At 54.9% G+C, this 18,282-nt stretch carries 19 protein-coding genes and 1 pseudogene; 11 read left to right on the plus strand and 9 right to left on the minus strand.

Features of this window, described 5'->3' with window-relative positions; genetic code table 11:
- Window positions 1-2: 2 nt before the first annotated feature.
- The 4 genes from ACA048_RS19205 to ACA048_RS19220 all read left to right on the plus strand — a co-directional run bounded on the left by ACA048_RS19205 (window position 3) and on the right by ACA048_RS19220 (window position 4,187).
- On the plus strand, window positions 3-431 hold the full coding sequence (locus ACA048_RS19205; RefSeq protein ID WP_497625816.1) for a hypothetical protein: 429 nt from the start codon (window positions 3-5) through the stop codon (window positions 429-431).
- Window positions 428-1,429: a hypothetical protein gene (locus ACA048_RS19210; protein WP_497625817.1), complete on the plus strand. Its 1,002-nt coding sequence runs from the start codon at window positions 428-430 to the stop codon at window positions 1,427-1,429. Before ACA048_RS19205 ends, ACA048_RS19210 begins: the two co-directional genes overlap by 4 nt.
- A 783-nt stretch (window positions 1,430-2,212) precedes the next feature.
- Window positions 2,213-3,232 (plus strand): hypothetical protein, encoded by a 1,020-nt coding sequence (locus tag ACA048_RS19215; protein ID WP_497625818.1) that lies wholly within the window; start codon window positions 2,213-2,215, stop codon window positions 3,230-3,232.
- Window positions 3,233-3,386: 154 nt separating this feature from the next.
- Entirely contained in the window at window positions 3,387-4,187 is an 801-nt protein-coding gene (locus tag ACA048_RS19220) for an RHS repeat-associated core domain-containing protein (protein ID WP_497625819.1), read from the plus strand.
- A 106-nt stretch (window positions 4,188-4,293) separates the two neighbouring features.
- Here the strand turns inward: ACA048_RS19220 and ACA048_RS19225 are convergent.
- Window positions 4,294-4,398: pseudogene (locus ACA048_RS19225) on the minus strand (integrase); the annotation flags it as partial.
- 102 nt (window positions 4,399-4,500) lie between these two features.
- Here ACA048_RS19225 and dusA point away from each other — a divergent pair.
- The gene (gene dusA, locus ACA048_RS19230; protein ID WP_497625820.1) at window positions 4,501-5,520 is read left to right on the plus strand and encodes a tRNA dihydrouridine(20/20a) synthase DusA; all 1,020 of its coding nucleotides are present in this window, start codon (window positions 4,501-4,503) and stop codon (window positions 5,518-5,520) included.
- 178 nt (window positions 5,521-5,698) lie between these two features.
- Window positions 5,699-6,625 (plus strand): transaldolase, encoded by a 927-nt coding sequence (tal, locus tag ACA048_RS19235; protein ID WP_497625821.1) that lies wholly within the window; start codon window positions 5,699-5,701, stop codon window positions 6,623-6,625.
- Window positions 6,626-6,872: 247 nt separating this feature from the next.
- Here the strand turns inward: tal and rssC are convergent, their stop codons facing one another.
- A complete protein-coding gene (gene rssC / locus ACA048_RS19240) occupies window positions 6,873-7,355 on the minus strand; it encodes an anti-sigma factor antagonist RssC (protein ID WP_046026968.1) in 483 nt (160 codons plus the stop codon).
- Complete coding sequence (gene rssB / locus ACA048_RS19245) at window positions 7,352-8,536, minus strand: two-component system response regulator RssB (protein WP_497625823.1); 1,185 nt, start codon at window positions 8,534-8,536, stop codon at window positions 7,352-7,354. Before rssB ends, rssC begins: the two co-directional genes overlap by 4 nt.
- 267 nt (window positions 8,537-8,803) lie before the next feature.
- On the opposite strand from rssB, the gene ACA048_RS19250 reads away from it, so the two are divergent.
- Complete coding sequence (locus tag ACA048_RS19250) at window positions 8,804-9,112, plus strand: PilZ domain-containing protein (protein ID WP_497629899.1); 309 nt, start codon at window positions 8,804-8,806, stop codon at window positions 9,110-9,112.
- Between the two features lie 60 nt (window positions 9,113-9,172).
- Here the strand turns inward: ACA048_RS19250 and ACA048_RS19255 are convergent, their stop codons facing one another.
- Complete coding sequence (locus ACA048_RS19255) at window positions 9,173-9,862, minus strand: MlaA family lipoprotein (RefSeq protein WP_497625824.1); 690 nt, start codon at window positions 9,860-9,862, stop codon at window positions 9,173-9,175.
- Between the two features lie 202 nt (window positions 9,863-10,064).
- Between ACA048_RS19255 and pcrP the strand changes: the two genes are divergently transcribed.
- Together pcrP and ACA048_RS19265 are read left to right on the plus strand one after the other, a co-directional pair.
- Complete coding sequence (pcrP, locus tag ACA048_RS19260) at window positions 10,065-10,685, plus strand: HAD superfamily inactivated hydrolase PcrP (protein ID WP_497625825.1); 621 nt, start codon at window positions 10,065-10,067, stop codon at window positions 10,683-10,685.
- Between the two features lie 109 nt (window positions 10,686-10,794).
- Window positions 10,795-11,058 carry a DUF4404 family protein gene (locus ACA048_RS19265; protein WP_497625826.1) on the plus strand — a complete coding sequence of 88 codons (264 nt, stop codon included), beginning with the start codon at window positions 10,795-10,797 and terminating at the stop codon, window positions 11,056-11,058.
- Between the two features lie 171 nt (window positions 11,059-11,229).
- On the opposite strand, the gene queF is transcribed toward ACA048_RS19265, so the two are convergent.
- Both queF and copI read right to left on the minus strand, forming a co-directional pair.
- Entirely contained in the window at window positions 11,230-12,060 is an 831-nt protein-coding gene (queF, locus tag ACA048_RS19270) for an NADPH-dependent 7-cyano-7-deazaguanine reductase QueF (RefSeq protein ID WP_497625827.1), read from the minus strand.
- Between the two features lie 61 nt (window positions 12,061-12,121).
- On the minus strand, window positions 12,122-12,646 hold the full coding sequence (gene copI, locus ACA048_RS19275; RefSeq protein WP_497625828.1) for a copper-resistant cuproprotein CopI: 525 nt from the start codon (window positions 12,644-12,646) through the stop codon (window positions 12,122-12,124).
- A 155-nt stretch (window positions 12,647-12,801) separates the two neighbouring features.
- Between copI and ACA048_RS19280 the strand changes: the two genes are divergently transcribed.
- Together ACA048_RS19280 and ACA048_RS19285 are read left to right on the plus strand one after the other, a co-directional pair.
- Window positions 12,802-13,482, plus strand: coding sequence for a heavy metal response regulator transcription factor (locus ACA048_RS19280; RefSeq protein WP_497625830.1), 681 nt, complete (start codon window positions 12,802-12,804; stop codon window positions 13,480-13,482).
- A complete protein-coding gene (locus ACA048_RS19285) occupies window positions 13,482-14,831 on the plus strand; it encodes a heavy metal sensor histidine kinase (RefSeq protein ID WP_497625831.1) in 1,350 nt (449 codons plus the stop codon). Before ACA048_RS19280 ends, ACA048_RS19285 begins: the two co-directional genes overlap by 1 nt.
- Before the next feature lie 124 nt (window positions 14,832-14,955).
- On the opposite strand, the gene ACA048_RS19290 is transcribed toward ACA048_RS19285, so the two are convergent.
- The 3 genes from ACA048_RS19290 to ACA048_RS19300 all read right to left on the minus strand — a co-directional run bounded on the left by ACA048_RS19290 (window position 14,956) and on the right by ACA048_RS19300 (window position 18,207).
- On the minus strand, window positions 14,956-16,200 hold the full coding sequence (locus tag ACA048_RS19290) for a lipoprotein-releasing ABC transporter permease subunit (RefSeq protein WP_223511657.1): 1,245 nt from the start codon (window positions 16,198-16,200) through the stop codon (window positions 14,956-14,958).
- Between the two features lie 65 nt (window positions 16,201-16,265).
- Entirely contained in the window at window positions 16,266-16,949 is a 684-nt protein-coding gene (gene lolD, locus ACA048_RS19295; RefSeq protein WP_167360488.1) for a lipoprotein-releasing ABC transporter ATP-binding protein LolD, read from the minus strand.
- Window positions 16,950-16,956: 7 nt separating this feature from the next.
- Window positions 16,957-18,207 (minus strand): lipoprotein-releasing ABC transporter permease subunit, encoded by a 1,251-nt coding sequence (locus ACA048_RS19300; protein ID WP_497625832.1) that lies wholly within the window; start codon window positions 18,205-18,207, stop codon window positions 16,957-16,959.
- Between the last annotated feature and the right edge of the window lie 75 nt (window positions 18,208-18,282).

Below are 18,282 nucleotides of genomic sequence, written 5' to 3' on the forward strand. Positions count from 1 at the left end.
GTTTGCAGGAGCAAAATATTTTTGGATTTAGAGTTAACACCTACGACATCGCCGAAATAAACTACGAATACAGCGCCAATGCAAATTACACTGGTTACTTTTCCGGAGACACGCAGACAGCGGGCATTGACAATTGCGTACAACGAAGTGACGAATATCGTTATTCCAGCTGGGAGAACTATTCGGACAGGTGCATAAAACGCACTTACAACAGATTCCACTTATTGGTTGAAGAGGTTATGACTGCCAAGCCGGAAAGTTTGAGCACCAGTATTACCACCACTTACACCTATCCCTTGACTGTCGGAAACATTGACAGCCAACCCGCTAATTTTTCATTTTGGACTCAAAAAACCACCCGCTATGCGAAGGGTGATTCCAGCCGTACCGTCACAGAGGCTCGTGAGCACGACAGTTATGGAAAAATTTGATATCTGAAACACAAGACTCTGGCATTAAGCAGACAAATTCATATTACCCAGGCGACTCAACAGAAAGCCAAGGCTGCCCACCAAGCCCAGTTTTTATCCGTCATTTAAAAAAATCTACAACCACACCCGACCCGTCCGCAGAACATCAGTCCAACGCTAAAACACTTGAGTATTCCTACACTCAGATCAATGGACGCACACATTCAAACCCCATAACCGGATCATTGACATCTCCGTATATGGCGTTGCTATCTAAAGAAAAAACAAATGGTCTCGTTATTAGAGAAAACACATACCGAACAGCGATTGACAACCTATCGTTACTTGGGGTATTGATTAGCAGTCGAGCGTCATCACCCAATCTTACAAATACAACAAATTACAACTGGGACCTAAATGACCATCGCGTACTAGTAACCACTTCGCAGGTTGTTCAATCCGCGGGAGAAAGCCAAATTTCATCGGGTGGAAGTATCAAGTATAGCCCTTCGTCCGGACGAGTGTATCAAGAAGTATCTCCCTTTGGTGCAATCACCAGATACACCTATAACGACAAAGGTTTTTTGACTCAGAAAACCAGTTATGCCGATACAGCCCAGCAAGAAACAGAAACCTATCAATTCACCTACTGGACAACCCCTTTTAGAGATAATCCGGAAACCTTAAATACCGAAAACACTATCTGGGCGAATGTTATGACCACACGCAATAGTGTGGGCATGGTGAAACACGATTTTTTAAATCGAGACGGACTAATCATCTATGAAGGCTATGCGATACCTGGAGGCATTGATACCGAGATCGGGAATTTAGATTTTTCTAAAATTTCCCGAGTCGTTGAGTATGATCGGACCGGACCCGCGATAGTAATGGCAGTCGATGCTTACTATGACTTTATAGAGGGCGACGAAGAAACCTCTTCCATAACAGAGATCACCGAATTCGAATACATTTTGGGTCAATTGACGCGAACTGTGCATCCGAACGGAGACATATGATTTTGCTGAAACCCCTCCAGGCATTCAGAAAAGCTCAAACAACAGCGATATGGTCTATCGAGAGCGCCATGACAAATACGGGCAAGTAAAAGATCAATTCGTACTTTATCCAACTATCCCGAACGCATTGAACACATCGCTTAAACAAAACACTTACGATGGCTTGGGTCGCTTGGTAATGACGATAGCAGCCTTTGATCAGAGTTTTACGCGCTTTCAGCTGGACGACCTTGATCGCGTAACAAGCAGCACATTCAAAAATGATGTTACTACCTATGAATATAGCTCTCACCTCCCCACTATGGATATGCCGGTACGTGTGAGTGGAGCCGTTAATGGTGTATCTGCCGTCGTGGCCTCACGAACTTTGACGGGTTCGGTCGGATAACCACTCAGGTTGCCCCGGGTGCTGACTCCGTTATAAATACCGTAACCGAACAATATACCTATGACTCTAATATGGCAGAGCAACCGTCGGTGATTACGCTAAATTCAGGTCGCATTGACAATAGCTACGATCCTTTAACCCGGGCGTTGTTGAGTTCGAGCAACACGGGAATTGCCAACTCAAACAGTGCCTGCTCGTATGTGTTTGATCCAGTTACCAAACAACTACAGTCGAGCACAAGCACTATATTCGGCAATCTGTGGTGCACTCACACCTATAGTCACAACGTGTTTGGGGCCCCGACCGGAGAGGACATAACTTACACTCAAGGCCAAAATGTACTGCGCGCATCCACAACAAAAACGTACTCGGCATTTTCAAAGTGTCTGAAAAGCATGGAGTTTAGCTTTCGCTTCAACAACGTGCTGGCATCGGTGTTCTACAAGTACGATAGTATCGGGAGAGTGAACCAGCTAGATTGCCAACTGGGCTCATTTGGTACAGTCAAAGCAAAAATTCAATATAGCAGCTCGGCACTGGGAGGAGGTAAAATAAGTCAAATTGAACTTAAGGTCGATCGTTTCCTAGATCCTGCTCTGGAGATGAAACTGAACATTGAGTACGGAAGTTCTGGCTTTGAGCAGCTCAGAACTTACCTTGTCAATCAAACCACCATATTGCAGCATAGCGAGCAGCACTTTTCCAGTGGGTTCCTGTCCAGCACTGAAATGACGCGCCCTCTCTCACCGGCGGTAAACAAGGATTATGCATATAGAAATAAGAGTTTAAGGACATCAGAGACGGTCATTTCGGACAACTCCAGCGAAATCCAATATGACACTAACGGCTTTTTTCGGTTCGGCTCTATTACTGCGCCTTCCTCCGTCACGAATTACAGCTATCAGAGTGATCGGGTTCAGTCAGTAACGGAAACCTCTCTGGCAGGTTCGCCATTGAGCAGTCAGCGCTATACCTACAACGCCAATGGCAACGTCTCTAAAATCAACGATATTGAAACGCTGACGTACAACGCTTCCAATCAGCTAACCAAATTTTCAACCACCTCGGATCCCACCCCTTCAACTGAATACAAATACTTCTACAATCCAGATGGTCAACTCGCGCAGGTATTATCTGAGAACGAAAGTATTACGTATATTTATGATGATGACGTATTGACGGGAGAAATTTTCATCATCGGCACTACAAAAGTAGAGACGCTTTACCTTCGGGCCAATGGCGTGCTGTTGGGGCGTTATATCAAAAAGGCAAATACTGAAGAATTGGAACTCTTTGGTGTTGATCCATCAAGCACGGTTCTCTGTGCGCATACGTACTCGGACCAAGGTATTGAACTTCGTCATGAGCACTATGACTATACGGACTTTGGCGAACGCAGCATACGGAGCTCATGATAATCAATCATCAGTCCGCTTGATTGACTGATGCTTTGCCGCGAACGTAGTTGCTTGGCTGCACACACAGATCATTAGCTTCTCGATTTCACGCGCTTGTGTGCCAGCCTTACTTTATTCGATAACACTATTACCGAATTCTTCTGGAGACACCATGAACAATAACTCGACACCTCCTTCTTCGTTACTCAACTCAGCAACCGTCACCACAGTGACTCAATCGCCCCTTTCGGCGGCAAAAAGTTCAATTGGGTTCAAGGGATATTTATTGGACCACGTCAGTCGTTGTTATTATTTGGGTAACGGCTATCGGTTGTATGATCCACGGATGAGGGTATTTTACTCTCCAGACAGCTTGAGCCCGTTTGGAGTGGCAGGGATCAATCGTTACCAATATTGCAACCTTGATCCGGTTAACTTTAAAGACCCTTCTGGACATGTGCCTATTTTAATTGTCGCATTGATTGCTACCGCCATTAGCGCGGCGTTATCGGCAAGTGCAATTGGGGTTAATTTGGGGGCAAAGTACTATCGTACTTCGGACTTGGAATACGCTGATAAACTGGATCGTGTTGCTCTCGGCCTGGATGTTGCTGCAGTTCTATTTGGTTTGGTCGGGATTGGAGCTGCATTAAAAGCCCCTCGCGCATTGCAAGTTGCCCATCGAGCAAGTCGAGCGGGCGTTTCAGCTTATTATACTACTCGCCGAGGCGTTGTAACCTTTCGTGCTGGAGCCCGTGCTTTTACACAAAATTCCCGTATTTCAGGGCCAGGAGTCAGTGCGATAAATTTCAACTATCAGAGCGGACTTCCTGCATTATTGAATGGCCTCTTTGCAAGGGCGCCCGGCGTTTCTCCGTTGATTAAGGTAGGGGGTATTGTGACAGGGAAGTCTATCCTGTCTGCAGCAGTAGGAGGATACTTTGTCGGAAAGCACCGACTGTCCGACAACTAGTATTTTATTTTTATAATAACTTTCCCGCCAGCCCTGTGAGACCATCGCCTCACAGGGCTGGCGGTGTTTTGTTCAAGATTCCCCCTTTCAACGAGGAACATCCGCATGTTTGGCTTTCCTGATAAACTGTCTTCCCGTCCCGATTGATCCGTATCTGCGCCGTGTAGGCCGTCGAGTTGTCCTTGCGCTTACGTGAAGTGATCGTGCCCATTTCCAGTTGCTACATTGCTGAAGTCGATTGCTACATTGTAGCAACCGACTTCGAAAAACAAGGAAAAATGGGTAAAAACCGCTGTATAAAAGATCAGTATCAATGAATTTCGAAAAACCTGAAGCGCCCGTAAATAATAGCCATGCCCGTTCTGAGCCGTCTCGCCGCTTCAGTGTGGCCCCGATGATGGATTGGACTGATAGACATTGCCGTTTTTTCCTACGCCTATTGTCGAAAAACGCCCTCCTCTACACCGAAATGGTCACTACCGGCGCGCTGCTCAACGGTGATCACGACCGTTTCCTGCGTCACAACGAAGCCGAACACCCGCTCGCCCTGCAACTCGGTGGCAGTGTCCCCCTCGACCTGGCCGCCTGCGCCCGCATGGCCCAGGACCACGGCTACGACGAGGTGAACCTCAACGTCGGCTGCCCCAGTGATCGTGTTCAGAACAATATGATCGGCGCGTGCCTGATGGGGCATCCGCAGTTGGTGGCTGATTGTGTGAAGGCGATGCGTGATGCGGTGTCGATTCAGGTGACGGTGAAGCACCGTATCGGGATTAATGGGCGGGACAGTTACGAGCAGTTGTGTGATTTCGTCGGTACGGTTCGGGATGCCGGGTGTACGAGTTTTACGGTGCATGCGCGGATTGCGATTCTGGAGGGGTTGTCGCCGAAGGAGAACCGCGACATTCCGCCCCTGCGTTATGACGTGGCGGCGCAATTGAAGACTGATTTTCCGGACCTGGAGATTATTCTCAACGGTGGGATCAAGACGCTGGAGGCCTGTCACGAGCATTTGCAGACGTTTGACGGTGTGATGTTGGGCCGTGAGGCGTATCACAATCCTTATGTGATGGCTGAGGTGGATCAGCAGCTGTTCGGCAGCACGGCACCGGTGATCACTCGGGCCGAGGCGCTGGCGCAGTTGCGGCCTTATATCGCCGCGCACATCGATGCGGGTGGTTCGATGCACCATATCACCCGGCATGTGCTGGGACTGGGCACCGGTTTCCCGGGGGCGCGCAAGTTTCGGCAGTTATTGTCGGTGGATATTCATAAGGCTAAAGAGCCTTTGGTGTTGCTGGATCAGGCGGCGGAGTTGTTGGAGGGGCGCTAACAGTCGCCCGGGTTGAACCTGTGCGCTGATTTGGCATCGTATTTACCGATACCCCGCCCCGCCATTCAAACAGCCGTTTTCAGGTTGTTGCCGCTGGGGCCATCGATACGTACATGCGCCCTTGAGTGGCTGTCAGCGCTCGGGTAATGTCATTAGACCCACAGGACAGAGCACGCCCATGACTTCCAAGCTGGAACAACTTAAACAAATGACCACCGTGGTTGCCGATACAGGCGACTTCGAAGCGATCGCTCGCGTGAAACCGGTGGACGCCACCACCAACCCTTCCCTGCTGCTCAAAGCCGCAGCTATCCCTGCGTATGCGGAGTTGCTGAATGCTTGCGTTCACGACTGCAAAGGCGATGTGGGCCTGGCCAGCGACCGTTTTGGTGTTGCGGTCGGGCAAGAGATCTTGAAGGTTGTACCGGGCCGTATTTCCACCGAAGTGGATGCACGCCTGTCGTTCGACACTGACGCCGTATTGAAGCGTGCGCACCGTCTGATCGAGTTGTACGACAAGGCCGGCATTGGCCATGACCGCGTGCTGATCAAGATCGCCTCCACCTGGGAAGGTATCCGCGCAGCAGAGACGCTGGAAAAAGAAGGCATCCAGACCAACCTGACTCTGTTGTTCTCATTTGCTCAGGCGGCGGCGTGTGCGGATGCGGGTGTGTTCCTGATTTCGCCGTTTGTGGGCAGGATTTACGACTGGTACAAGAAAGCCAACGGCAACGACTACATCGGCGCGGATGATCCGGGCGTGCAGTCGGTGACGCGGATTTACAACTACTACAAGGCCAATGACTACAAGACTGTGGTGATGGGCGCCAGCTTCCGTAACCTGAGCCAGATCGAGCAGTTGGCGGGTTGTGATCGCCTGACCATCAGCCCGGACCTGCTGGAGAAGCTGGCGGCCGATTCTGGCAAACTGGAGCGCAAGCTGGCGCCTGGGCATGCCGGTGAAGCGCGCCTGAGCTTGAATGAAGCGCAGTTCCGTTGGTTGTCCAACGAGGATGCGATGGCGACTGAGAAACTGGCTGAGGGTATTCGTCAGTTTTCTCGGGATCAGGAGAAGCTTGAGGCGTTGTTGCAGGCCAAGCTGTGATCTAGTTCAAGGCAATGCAATGCAAAAAAGGGCAAACCTTGGTGGGTTCGCCCTTTTTTACGCGTTGAATTTGGGTTTGGACGGCTGCTCGCGTAGGGATGTGGCGGATCTGAGGGCCCCATCGCGGGCAAGCCCGGCTCCTACAGGGGTTCTGTGGTGGGTCGCGATAGTGTTTACGACTGAGGCTTATGTGGGAGCTGGCTTGCCTGCGATGGGGCCCGCAAGACCCACATCACTTTAAGCCTAATCAGTGTCGCTCGAGCGCATTCACCAGGTCATGGAACGCTTCACGATTGGAATCGTTCAGGCCCATGAGGATTTTGTGTGCTTCGAGGACTTTGATCCGCACCACTTCTTCGGACTGGTCCTGGTCTGGCAGGTCGTCCAGGCATTCCGGGCACGGCACAGGCTGGTCAACAATGTTGAACACTTGCTCGAAACCCATGGATTCCAGCAGACGGGTGATGTCTTCGTGGGTGGTGACGACGGTCGGCAGCAGGCCGACCTTCTGCCGCGACAGGATCGACAATTTGGCCAGCAGGCCAAGGGTGGTGCTGTCGATGCTGCGGGTTTCGGTCAGATCGATCACGATCGCGTTGAAGTTCAACGCGGTGAAGATCCGATCAATAGTCGCATCCAACGCCGAACACAGGGTCAGGCGAACTTCACCGACGAATTTCAGGACGAAGGTGCCGTCCTGCTCGGCGAACTGGATTCTACCGGTACTCATTGAAGATTCCTGCTCAACACCAACAGGGCGATATCATCCGGCATCTCCCCAAGCGTGGCCAATCCAAAAACCTGCCGCAGCCCATCCAGGGTGCCGCCCGCAGCCTTGACCCGTTGGGGCAACGCCGCTTCTTTTTCTTTGAGTGTGGGTTCTGGCAAAAGGTCCAGAATGCCATCAGACATCAGCGTCAGGCTGAACGTCGGCGGCAGCTCCAGCACGTGGTCTTCGTAGGTGGCTTCATTAAAGAGGCCCACCGGCAGACCGCGCCCTTCCAGATAACGAACACTGTCTGGCGTGTACAACACAGGCAACGGCAAATGACCACCGATGCTATAGGTCAACAAACCTGTCTCCTCGTCGATGACTCCACCGACCATTGTGACGTGTTTACCCAGCTTACAACTGATCAGGCCTCGGTTGATATGACCAAGGACCTCTGAAGGCTTGAATTCCGGCAATGTGCCGCTGCGCTTGGATTCGAACAGCAAGCGTGTGGTCATGAACTTCAGCAGCACGGTAACGAAGGCTGAAGAGGCGCCATGCCCGGAAACGTCTGCCAGGTAGAACGCTACCCGACGCTCGTCGACCCGAAAGTAGTCAACAAAATCACCCGACAGGTACAGCGACGGGATGATCTGGTGCGCAAATTGGAACTCGTCGATGGTCCAGGGGCTGACCGGCAGCATGTTCATCTGCACTTGGCGACCGGCGTTCTGGTCTTCCTGGAGCAGGTTCAGGCTGGCGGCGAGTTCACGGTTGGCCTTCTCCAGCTTCTCGCGGTAGCGCTGGTTTTCCAGCAGCAGACGCGCGCGATCCAGGGCTCGGCGCACAGAATGCTCGAGCACAGCCAGATCTTCGAGAGGCTTGATCAGGTAATCCGCAGCTCCCAGGCGCAGCGCCTCGACCGCGTCGTTCATCACGCCGGCACCCGAGACCACAATCACAGGGGTTTGCGGAGACCGCTCAGTGACCTGGCGGATAAGTTCGAGTCCGCCCATCTGCGGCATGCGCAGATCGCAGATGACCAAGTCGGGCTTGTCTTGCTCGAATACCTGAAGACCCTGCTGGCCATTGCTGGCCTGCAGGACACTGAAACCACTGTCTTCCAAATAGGCCGCGAGACTCGCGCGCACTACTTCGTCATCATCGATTATCAGCAGCGTGGCACTGGTTTTTGGCATGTGGGCAAACGGCGCCAGAATTAGGTTGGCGTAGCAGGCAGGGGCTTTAGCCCGGCTCACACTACTGGATTCGCTTTCTAGCCACTCTGTTGCACCGTTTTCGAGCGTCTGCCCTACTCACACGTACATCAGAGGTGCCCTTCTAAGGCGCAGACGGTACTCCCATCCGCGGGGCGTTTCAAGCTCACGCCGATGGTCGCTTGGCGTCTTTATTTGTCAAATCACCGAGAGTTATAAGAACAGACAAATCCGTAACCCAATGGAAGGATCGAGCCCACGAGTCAAACCGGTCGGGACTACAACGAAAAGCGCGACTTCTTCCGCATGCGAGTCGATGCCGAGGTGTCGTTGATTCATGAGGGCGATGAGGTTTCAGCCGTCTGCATCGACCTTTCCAGCAGTGGCATGCGGGTTGAAGCGAAGCGTGAATTCAACGTCGGCGACCGGCTCAACGTGCGCATCGACTCTGATCACGCCGCATTAAAAGCCCTTGAGGCCGACACCGAGGTGGTGTGGGTGAAGTCAGTGGACCGTGATGTTCAGAAACTCGGGCTTACAATCTTGAAGATGAAATAAGCCGGATCCATACGAAAGAAGGCGGCTCAATGGCCGCCTTCTTCGTATTACTGATCGAGATTAAAAATCGTCTTCGACCTGGCCGTCTTTGACTTTGAATTCGCGGTTCTGCAAGTACGCATTACGAATGAAGGTGTATTTGTCACCGGTGATCAGTTTCTCGCTCGACAGCAAGCTGGCGCGCGTGTCGACGACGTTCAGGCCGAAGACCGAGTTACGCACTGGTACGTCATTGATGTACGGGTACGGACTGGTGTAGCTGTCGACGACCTTGGAAGGCGCATCACGCACGGTACTAGGGCCCAGCAATGGCAGCACCACGTAAGGACCGCTACCGACCCCCCAATAGCCGAGGGTTTGACCGAAGTCTTCGTCGTTGCGGTGCAGTCCCATCTTGGTGCCCACATCGAAAAAGCCCAGCAGGCCGAACGTGGTGTTGAAGATGATGCGTGCCGTATCAGTACCTGCGGCGGTCGGTTTAACCTGCAAAATGTTGTTCACCAGGTTGGTGACATCACCGACGTTGCGGAACATGTTGTGGATGCCGTCTTCCAGAAACTGCGGCGTTATGAACTCATAGCCCTGAGCAACAGGCTTGAGTGCATAAGTGTCGATCACATCATTGAACTTGAAGATCGGACGGTTAACGCTTTCCCAAGGGTCATCTTCCGAAGCAGCCTGAGCCACAAACGGAACCAGCAGCACGCTGGCACACACACAAAGCTGAGCGAGATGATTGCTCCAGCGCATAGAAAAACTCCTTGGCTTTTTACTGGCGCGGGCACTCGGCCCGGGCGTTAAGCTAGTTAGTATAAGACGGAAAAGCCGCTTAATGCAGCATCGCGCGCATTCGCCTACAGATGAATCTGTCCTATTTGAGAGCGTTTCACATCAATGTCACTCAACTGTCACTGACGCGGCATAGCCTTGTCACTATTTCAGGGACGTTGATATGCCAAACGCTGAAGCCATGCCCATTGCAGCACCCAGTTTGACCGCCATCTTGTTCGGCCTCAGTGGTTGCCTGGTGGATTTCGGCGCCCGGACGCGCCAATACGGGGTTTATTCTGCGGAGCACGCCGAGGCCACTCCCGGTGCGCTGGACAGCCTGCGCAGTTTGCAGCGCCAGCAAATTCCCTGCGCCTGGCTCGATGAATTACCCCCCGCCCTCAGCCAATCCCTGGCCGTGACCCTGCCTTCCTGGATCAGCTCTTCGCAACACCCTGCAACAATCAACCCATGGCCCGCTCCGAACGCTTGTTGGCAAGCCCTGATGGCGATGAATGTAGAACGTCTGGATGGCTGCGTGCTGGTCAGCGGCGAACCGCGGTTGCTGCAATCGGGCCTGAATGCCGGGTTGTGGACGATTGGCCTGGCGTCCTGCGGCTCGCTCTGCGGCCTCGCGCCCAGCGAATGGCATGCGTTAAGTCAAAAGGAACGCGAGCATTTGCGCGGCAAGGCGACGGTGCAGCTATTCGGTTTGGGCGTGCATTCGGTGATCGATCATCTGGGCGAACTCGACACCTGCCTGGCCGATATCAGCCTGCGCCGGCTCAAGGGCGAAAAGCCCTGACCGAGATCATGCAGGTTGCGCGCAAGTGGATTAATCTAAAGGTCAGCCATAGACCTTTGGCGCGAGGCTGCGGTCTATGCCAGTGCCTATCGATAAAAGGAAGAACGCCATGCCTGCCCGCGAACTGCAAGAACAGCTCAATACTCTGCGCGAGCAATTGGAACAGAACCCACCGCTCTCCGAAGCCGAGCGCGAAGATCTGCACGCACTGATGAAACAGATCGAACTGGAACTTGAACTGGAAACTAAAACCCAGAATGTCAACCTCGCCGACAATGTGAACCGGGCCGTCGAGCGCTTCGAGATTGAACACCCGACCCTTGCCGGCACTTTGCGCAACATAGTGCAAGCCTTGGGCAACATGGGGATCTGAACCCGCCAGATACGAAAAAGCCCCGCTATCACTAGCGGGGCTTTTTCATATCCGGGATTTGTATGCAATCCCCTGTGGGGGCGAGCCTGCTCGCGATAGCTGAGTGTCAGGCGACATCAATGTTGAATGATTCACCGCATTCGCGAACAAGCTCGCTCCTACAAGGGTTCTTTATTGACGGACCAGGCGGTGGTTCGGAAGCTGAACAGTCTCGGTGCTGCGATATGGATTGATATCCAATCCGCCACGGCGCACATAACGCGCATACACCGTCAATTTCTCCGGTTTCAACAACCGCTGCAAGTCGAGGAAAATCCGCTCCACGCACTGTTCATGAAAATCCGAGTGCTGACGGAAGCTCACGATGTATTCCAACAAACTCGCGTGATCCAACGCCGAGCCGCGGTATTCCACCGCCACGCTGCCCCAGTCCGGCTGACTGGTGACCGGGCAGTTGGATTTGAGCAAATGGCTGTGCACGCTCTCTTCGACAATGCGCGACTCATCGCAACGCAGCAATTGCGGACTCGGATGCTCGTAGTTGCTGACGCTGATGTCCAGATCATCGATGCATACGCCCGGCAACGCCACGACGCCTTCGGCTTCAACGTCTTTGAGACTGCGAATGAGCACGCCGACCGGTTTGCCGGCGGCGGCCGACAGGTCTTTCGCCAACGTCGCTTCAAGGCTCGCGGTATCGGCAAACGGCGTCTGATTCAGCGAGTTCAGGTACAGCTTGAACGACTTCGATTCGATGATGTTCGGCGAGTCCGCCGGGATGCTGAACTCGCCAATCGCCACCACGGGCTTGCCGGACGGCAACAGCCACGACAGCTCGAAGCAGTTCCAGAAATCCACGCCTTTATACGGCAGGGTTTCAGCCGTCAGGCCCAGTTCGGCCCATTTCGCAGTGCGCGGAATCGGGAACAGCAAGGACGGCGTGTAAGTGGCGATGTATTCGCTGGATTTGCCCAGCGGCGAGTGTTCGGCTGCGGGATGCATGGCGGAAACCTGACTGAAGAATCAGCGGATTCTACCAGCCTTTGCGCCCGCCATTGAGTGCTTACTGACTGACAGTCAACTTACCGACCATGCCAGCCTGATAATGGCCAGGGATGTTGCAGGCAAATTCCAGGCTGGTGGCCTTGGTGAAGGTCCAGGTCAGTTCTGCTGTTTTGCCCGGCTCGACGAGAACGCTATTCGGATCGTCGTGTTTCATCGATCCATGATCCATGCCAGCCATCGAACCGTGGTCCATTTCCTTCATGCCTGTAGGCGTCAGCATGCCGCTCTGCTGCATTTGCAACATTTCTTGCTGGTGTTTGGCATGCATCGCCGGGTCCCCCAGGTTGAATTCGTGCAACAACTGGCCTTTATTCACCAGCACAAAGCGAACCGTCTCACCGGCCTTGATCTCGATGGCCTTGGGAGCGAACGACATATCACCCATCACCACTTCAATACTGCGAGTCGCCTTGGCTGCCGTAGCGGGTTGGCCGAAGTCGTAGGTCTGCGCCGGGGCAGCCCACACCGGCGAACTCAACACCAACAAACACACCACCCGCAGCAAAGATTTGCGCAAAAACATCGTCGTACTCCAACAAGATAAGGTTCAGCCTGTGGAAAACTCTAAACTGCTGCCACTGCCCGCAACCTGACAGCCAGATTACAACTTTGTCAGGTTGATCTGTATTCACGCTGCCCACGGTATAAATCGTTCGTTCCATTTACCTAGAGTTGCCCATGAAACTGCTGATCGTCGAAGACCAACCGAAAACCGGCCACTACCTGCGCCAAGGCCTGAGCGAGGCCGGTTTCAACGCCGAACTGGTGGCCGACGGCAGCACCGGGCAACAACTGGCGCTGAGCGGTGACTACGCGCTGTTGATTCTCGACGTGATGTTGCCCGGCCGCGATGGCTGGCAGATTCTGCAAGCGGTGCGCGGCGCCGGTCTCGACACGCCGGTACTTTTTCTGACCGCGCGAGACGCCGTGGAAGACCGCGTTCATGGTCTGGAACTGGGTGCCGATGATTACCTGGTCAAACCGTTCGCCTTCTCCGAACTGCTGGCCCGGGTCCGCAGTCTCTTGCGTCGCGGCAGCACCACGCCACAGGAAACCAGTTTGCTACTGGCTGATTTGCGCCTGGACTTGATCCGCCGTCGAGTTGAGCGCAGCGGTCAACGCATCGACCTGACCGCCAAGGAATTCGCCCTGCTGGAAATGCTCCTGCGTCGCCAGGGCGAAGTCTTGCCCAAATCGCTGATCGCCTCTCAGGTCTGGGACATGAATTTCGACAGCGACACCAATGTGATCGAAGTCGCGATCCGTCGTTTGCGCCTGAAGATCGACGATGAATTCCCCAACAAATTGATCCACACCGTGCGCGGCATGGGTTACGTCCTTGAAGAGCGCTCAGCCTGATGCGGAGTCTTTCGTTAAGCAGCCGTCTGGCGTTGCTGTTTGCGGCCTGTACGGCGGTGGTTTCGCTGTTCGCCGGGGTGTTGTTCAGCCGCGCCAGTGAAGCGCACTTCGTCGAACTCGATCAGCAGCTGCTGGACGGCAAGTTGATTGGTTTACGCCGGGCACTTCACGATATTCAATCCAGTGACAGCCAAATCAGACTCGCGGAGGAATTGAGCCGCCAGGCCGATTTGTCGCTGCGCATTACCGGCAGCGATGGCCAGCGCTGGTACGACAGTTCGGCGCAGCTGCCGGACAAACTCCCGCAAAAACCGGGTTTATCGACCCTGAACGACGACGGCACCGACTACCGCGTGTTGAATGCGCCGTTGTTCGTCGACAAACCTGACTCCCCACAACTGACCTTGTTGCTGGACATCACCCATCACCAGCACTTTCTGCAACGCATGCAGCATCTGATCTGGCTGACCGTTGGGTTGTCAGCCTTGGCCACGGCCCTGCTCGGGGCTTGGGCGGCGCGCAGCGGGTTGCGTCCGTTGCGACGCATGAGTGCGATCGCCCGCGGTGTTTCGGCGCAATCACTGAATGCGCGTCTGCCCGAAGAGAACATGCCGCCAGAGCTCGCAGAAATGTCCCATAGCTTCAATGCCATGCTCGGACGCCTTGACGACTCTTTTCAACGACTCTCGGCGTTCTCCGCTGACATCGCCCATGAACTGCGCACGCCGCTGTCCAACCTGCTGACCCACACACAGGTCACCCTCACCCGCCCCCGGCCCATCGAGGATTACCGCGAGGCGCTGCACAGTAACCTCGAAGAGCTGCAATGGATGGCGCAACTGGTCAACGACATGTTGTACCTGGCCAAGGCGGATCACGGGCTACTGACGCCCAAGCGTGAACCGCTGGAACTGGCGGCAGAAGCGGATGTGTTGCTGGAGTTTTTTGCGCCATTGGCGGAAGACGCTCGGGTGACGCTAAGTCGGGAAGGTCATGCCCGGATTGGGGGTGACCGCAGCATGTTGCGGCGGGCGCTTTCCAATTTGCTGGATAACGCGTTGCGGTTTACGCCGGCCGAGGGTGTGGTTCGGGTGCTGATTGTTGATCAGGTTAAAGGGTTGCATTTGACGGTTGAAAACAGCGGCGATGGAATTGACGGAGCATTGCTGCCGCGATTGTTTGACCGGTTTTATCGAGCCGATCCGGCGCGCCAGGAAGGCAGCAGTGAGCATGCAGGGTTGGGGCTGGCGATTACTCAGTCGATTGTTCGTGCCCATGGTGGGCAGATTCGTTGCGAATCGGAGAATGGGTGGACGCGGTTTGTGATTGAATTGCCAAAGATAGATTGAGGCCAGCAGTTTCGGCCTCATCGCGAGCAGGCTCGCTCCCACAATGTCCGAGTTGAATCACACATTTTGTGATCGACTCCAAACCCTGTGGGAGTGAGCCTGCTCGCGATAGCGGTGTAACGGCTTACGAATACCGCAATGCGTGCGCCGGCTCGATCTTCGCCGCACGCCACGCCGGATACACGGTGGCAAGGAAGCTCAAGATAAACCCCGCCGAGCAAATCAACAGCACATCCGCGCCCTGCAATTCCGAAGGCAGGTTGCTGACGAAATACACATCAGAACTGAAGATGTGCTGCCCACTCACCCGCTCAATCCAGCCCACCAGTTCACTGACGTTCAACGCCGCAATCACCCCAAGCACGCCGCCGATCAAGGTCCCGACAACCCCGATCACTGTCCCCTGGACCATGAAGATCGCCATGATCTGCCCCGGCGTGGCGCCGATGGTGCGCAGGATCGCGATGTCCGCGCCCTTGTCGTTCACCACCATGATCAAGGTCGCGATGATGTTGAACGCCGCCACCGCGACAATCATCAGCAACAGCAGACCGATCATGGTTTTTTCCATTTTCATGGCGCTGAACAGACTGCCTTGGGTATGGGTCCAGTCGTCAGCCTTGTATGCGGCGCCCAAACTGCTGGCGATGTCGCTCGATACTTGCGGCGCGGCGTACAAATCTTTCACTGCCAGACGCACGCTCTGTACCTGATTCGGTTCCCAATGCTGCATCTGCGCGGCATCGGCGACGTGGATCAACGCCATCGAACCGTCCAGTTCAGCACCGACCTTGAACACACCAACAACGTTGAGGCGCTGCATGCGCGGGGTAATCCCGCCCGGTGCGGTACTGACTTCCGGCACGATCAGGGTGAGCTTGTCGCCGACGTTCAAACGAAAACGGCGCGCCGTGATCTCTCCGATCACCACACCGAATTCACCAGGTTTCAAGGCATCAAGACGCCCCTGAACAATGTGCTGGGCAACGATCGACACCTTGCCTTCCTGTGCCGGGTCGACGCCGCTGACCTGGATCGGCTGCATCGTGCCCTTGTAAGACAGCATGCCTTCCATCTCGGTGAACGGCACAGCCGCCGTCACTTGCGGGTTTTTCATCGCGGCCGCTGCGACAGGCTGCCAATCGTCGATCGGGTTCACGCCGACGATGGTCGCGTGCGGCACCATGCCGAGGATGCGCGAGCTCATTTCGCGCTGAAAACCGTTCATGACCGACAACACCACAATCATTGCCAGCACGCCGAGGGCGAGGCCGATCATCGAAGTCATCGAGATGAAGGAAACAAAGCGATTGCGGCGCTTGGCGCGGGTATAGCGCGCGCCGATGAAGATCGATAACGGTCTGAACATTCGCTGGGGCACCGTATAAAAATAAAAGACCCGGCGTACCGTCTGGTACGTCGGGTTTTGCTCAATCAGATGGGCGTCAGGCAACCTTCCTGCAAATGCAGGACGCGATCCATCTGGCGGGCCAGGTTCATGTCGTGGGTCACCACCAGGAACGCGGTGCGCATCGACGTGCTGAGTTCCAGCATCAAATCCTGAATGCCTTGGGCGGTATGGGAGTCGAGGTTGCCGGTCGGCTCGTCGAGCATCACCAGGCCCGGCTTGTTCACCAGGGCACGGGCAATGGCCACGCGCTGACGTTCGCCACCGGACAATTCAGACGGTTTGTGCTCCAGACGATGACCCAGCCCTACCCGCTCCAGCAATGCCGTGGCGCGCTGACGCGCTTCCGGGATCGCAGTTTTGCCGATCAGCAACGGCATGCAGACGTTTTCCAGCGCGGTGAATTCCGGCAGCAAGTGGTGGAACTGGTACACGAACCCGAGGGAACGGTTACGGAGCAAGCCGCGATTTTTCTCACTCAATGCCGAAAGCTCTTCGCCGTCGAGCCAGACGCTGCCCTTGGTCGGCGTATCGAGACCGCCCAACAGGTTGAGCAAGGTACTTTTGCCCGAACCCGAGGTGCCGACAATGGCCACGCGCTCGCCTGGGTGTAACTCCAGTTGCAGACCGGCCAGGACTTCAACCGACTCCGGGCCTTCCTCATAGGATTTGCCCAGGTTGCGGCAGCTCAAGATTGCTTTATCACTCATGCCCGACTCACTCATAACGTAGCGCCTCCGCAGGCTGGGTGCGCGCGGCACGCCAGGCTGGATACAGGGTGGCGAGGAAACTCAGGACCAACGCGGCGCCGCAGACCATCAAGACGTCCTGGCTCTGCACTTGCGACGGCAGGTAATCAATGAAGTACACGTCGGCGTTGAGAAATTTATGGCCGATCAGGCCTTCGAGGGCCGAGATCGCGGCACTGACGTTCAACGCAGCGAAAATCCCGACCACGGCGCCAATCAGCGTCCCGACCACCCCGATGACGGTGCCCTGCACCATGAAGATCGCCATGATCGTGCGCGGCGTGGCGCCCAGGGTACGCAATATTGCGATGTCGCCCTTCTTGTCGTTCACCACCATCACCAGTGTGGAAATGATGTTGAACGCGGCAACGGCGACGATCAGCAGCAACAGCAGACCGATCATGGCTTTTTCCATGCGGATCGCCTGATATAGATTGCCATGGGTGCGCGTCCAGTCGCGGGCGTAGAAATGGTCTTCGCCGAGCTGCTGGGCGATGCTCCATGCGGTGCGCGGCGCCTGGAACAGGTCGTCGAACTTCAGGCGAATGCCCTGCACCTGATCCGGCTTCCAGCGGTGCAGCCTGGCCAGATCCTGCAAGTTGGTGATGCCCAGATAACCATCCAGCTCACCGGCGCCGACATGGAAGATGCCGACCACGGTAAAGCGTTTTATGCGCGGGAACATGCCGGCCGGGGTCACGGTGACTTCCGGGGCGACAAACGTCAGCTTGTCGCCGATGACGGCGCCGAGCTTGGCTGCTGCCTTGTCGCCGATGACGATACCGAACTCACCCGGGACCAGATCGTCGAGTTTGCCCTGCTGCATGAAGTTATCAATGATCGAGACGTTGCGCTCCAGCGCAGGATCGATGGCATTGAGCAGGACTTTGGAGACTTTGCCGTTATTGGTCAGCAAACCCTGCATCTGAGTGAACGGCGCCACGGCCGTCACTTGCGAGTTCTTCTTGACCTTGGCAGCCAGGCTTTGCCAGTCACTGATCGGCTCACCGGACTCGATGGTCGCGTGGGGCACCATGCCCAGCACGCGGGTGCGCATCTCATGATCGAAGCCGTTCATGACCGACAGCACGACAATCATCACCACCACGCCGAGGGCGAGTCCGATCATCGAAGTCAGGGAAATGAACGACACAAAATGATTGCGACGCTTTGCACGGGTATAACGCGTGCCAATAAATACGAAGAGAGGTCTGAACATGTCGGGGCTTGTTCGGAGGGAAAAGGAACGTCCTTGTGGCGGGGGTCGATAACCAGCTTTACACTCAGACCACCG

The organism is Pseudomonas sp. LBUM1659 (genome assembly GCF_059716045.1).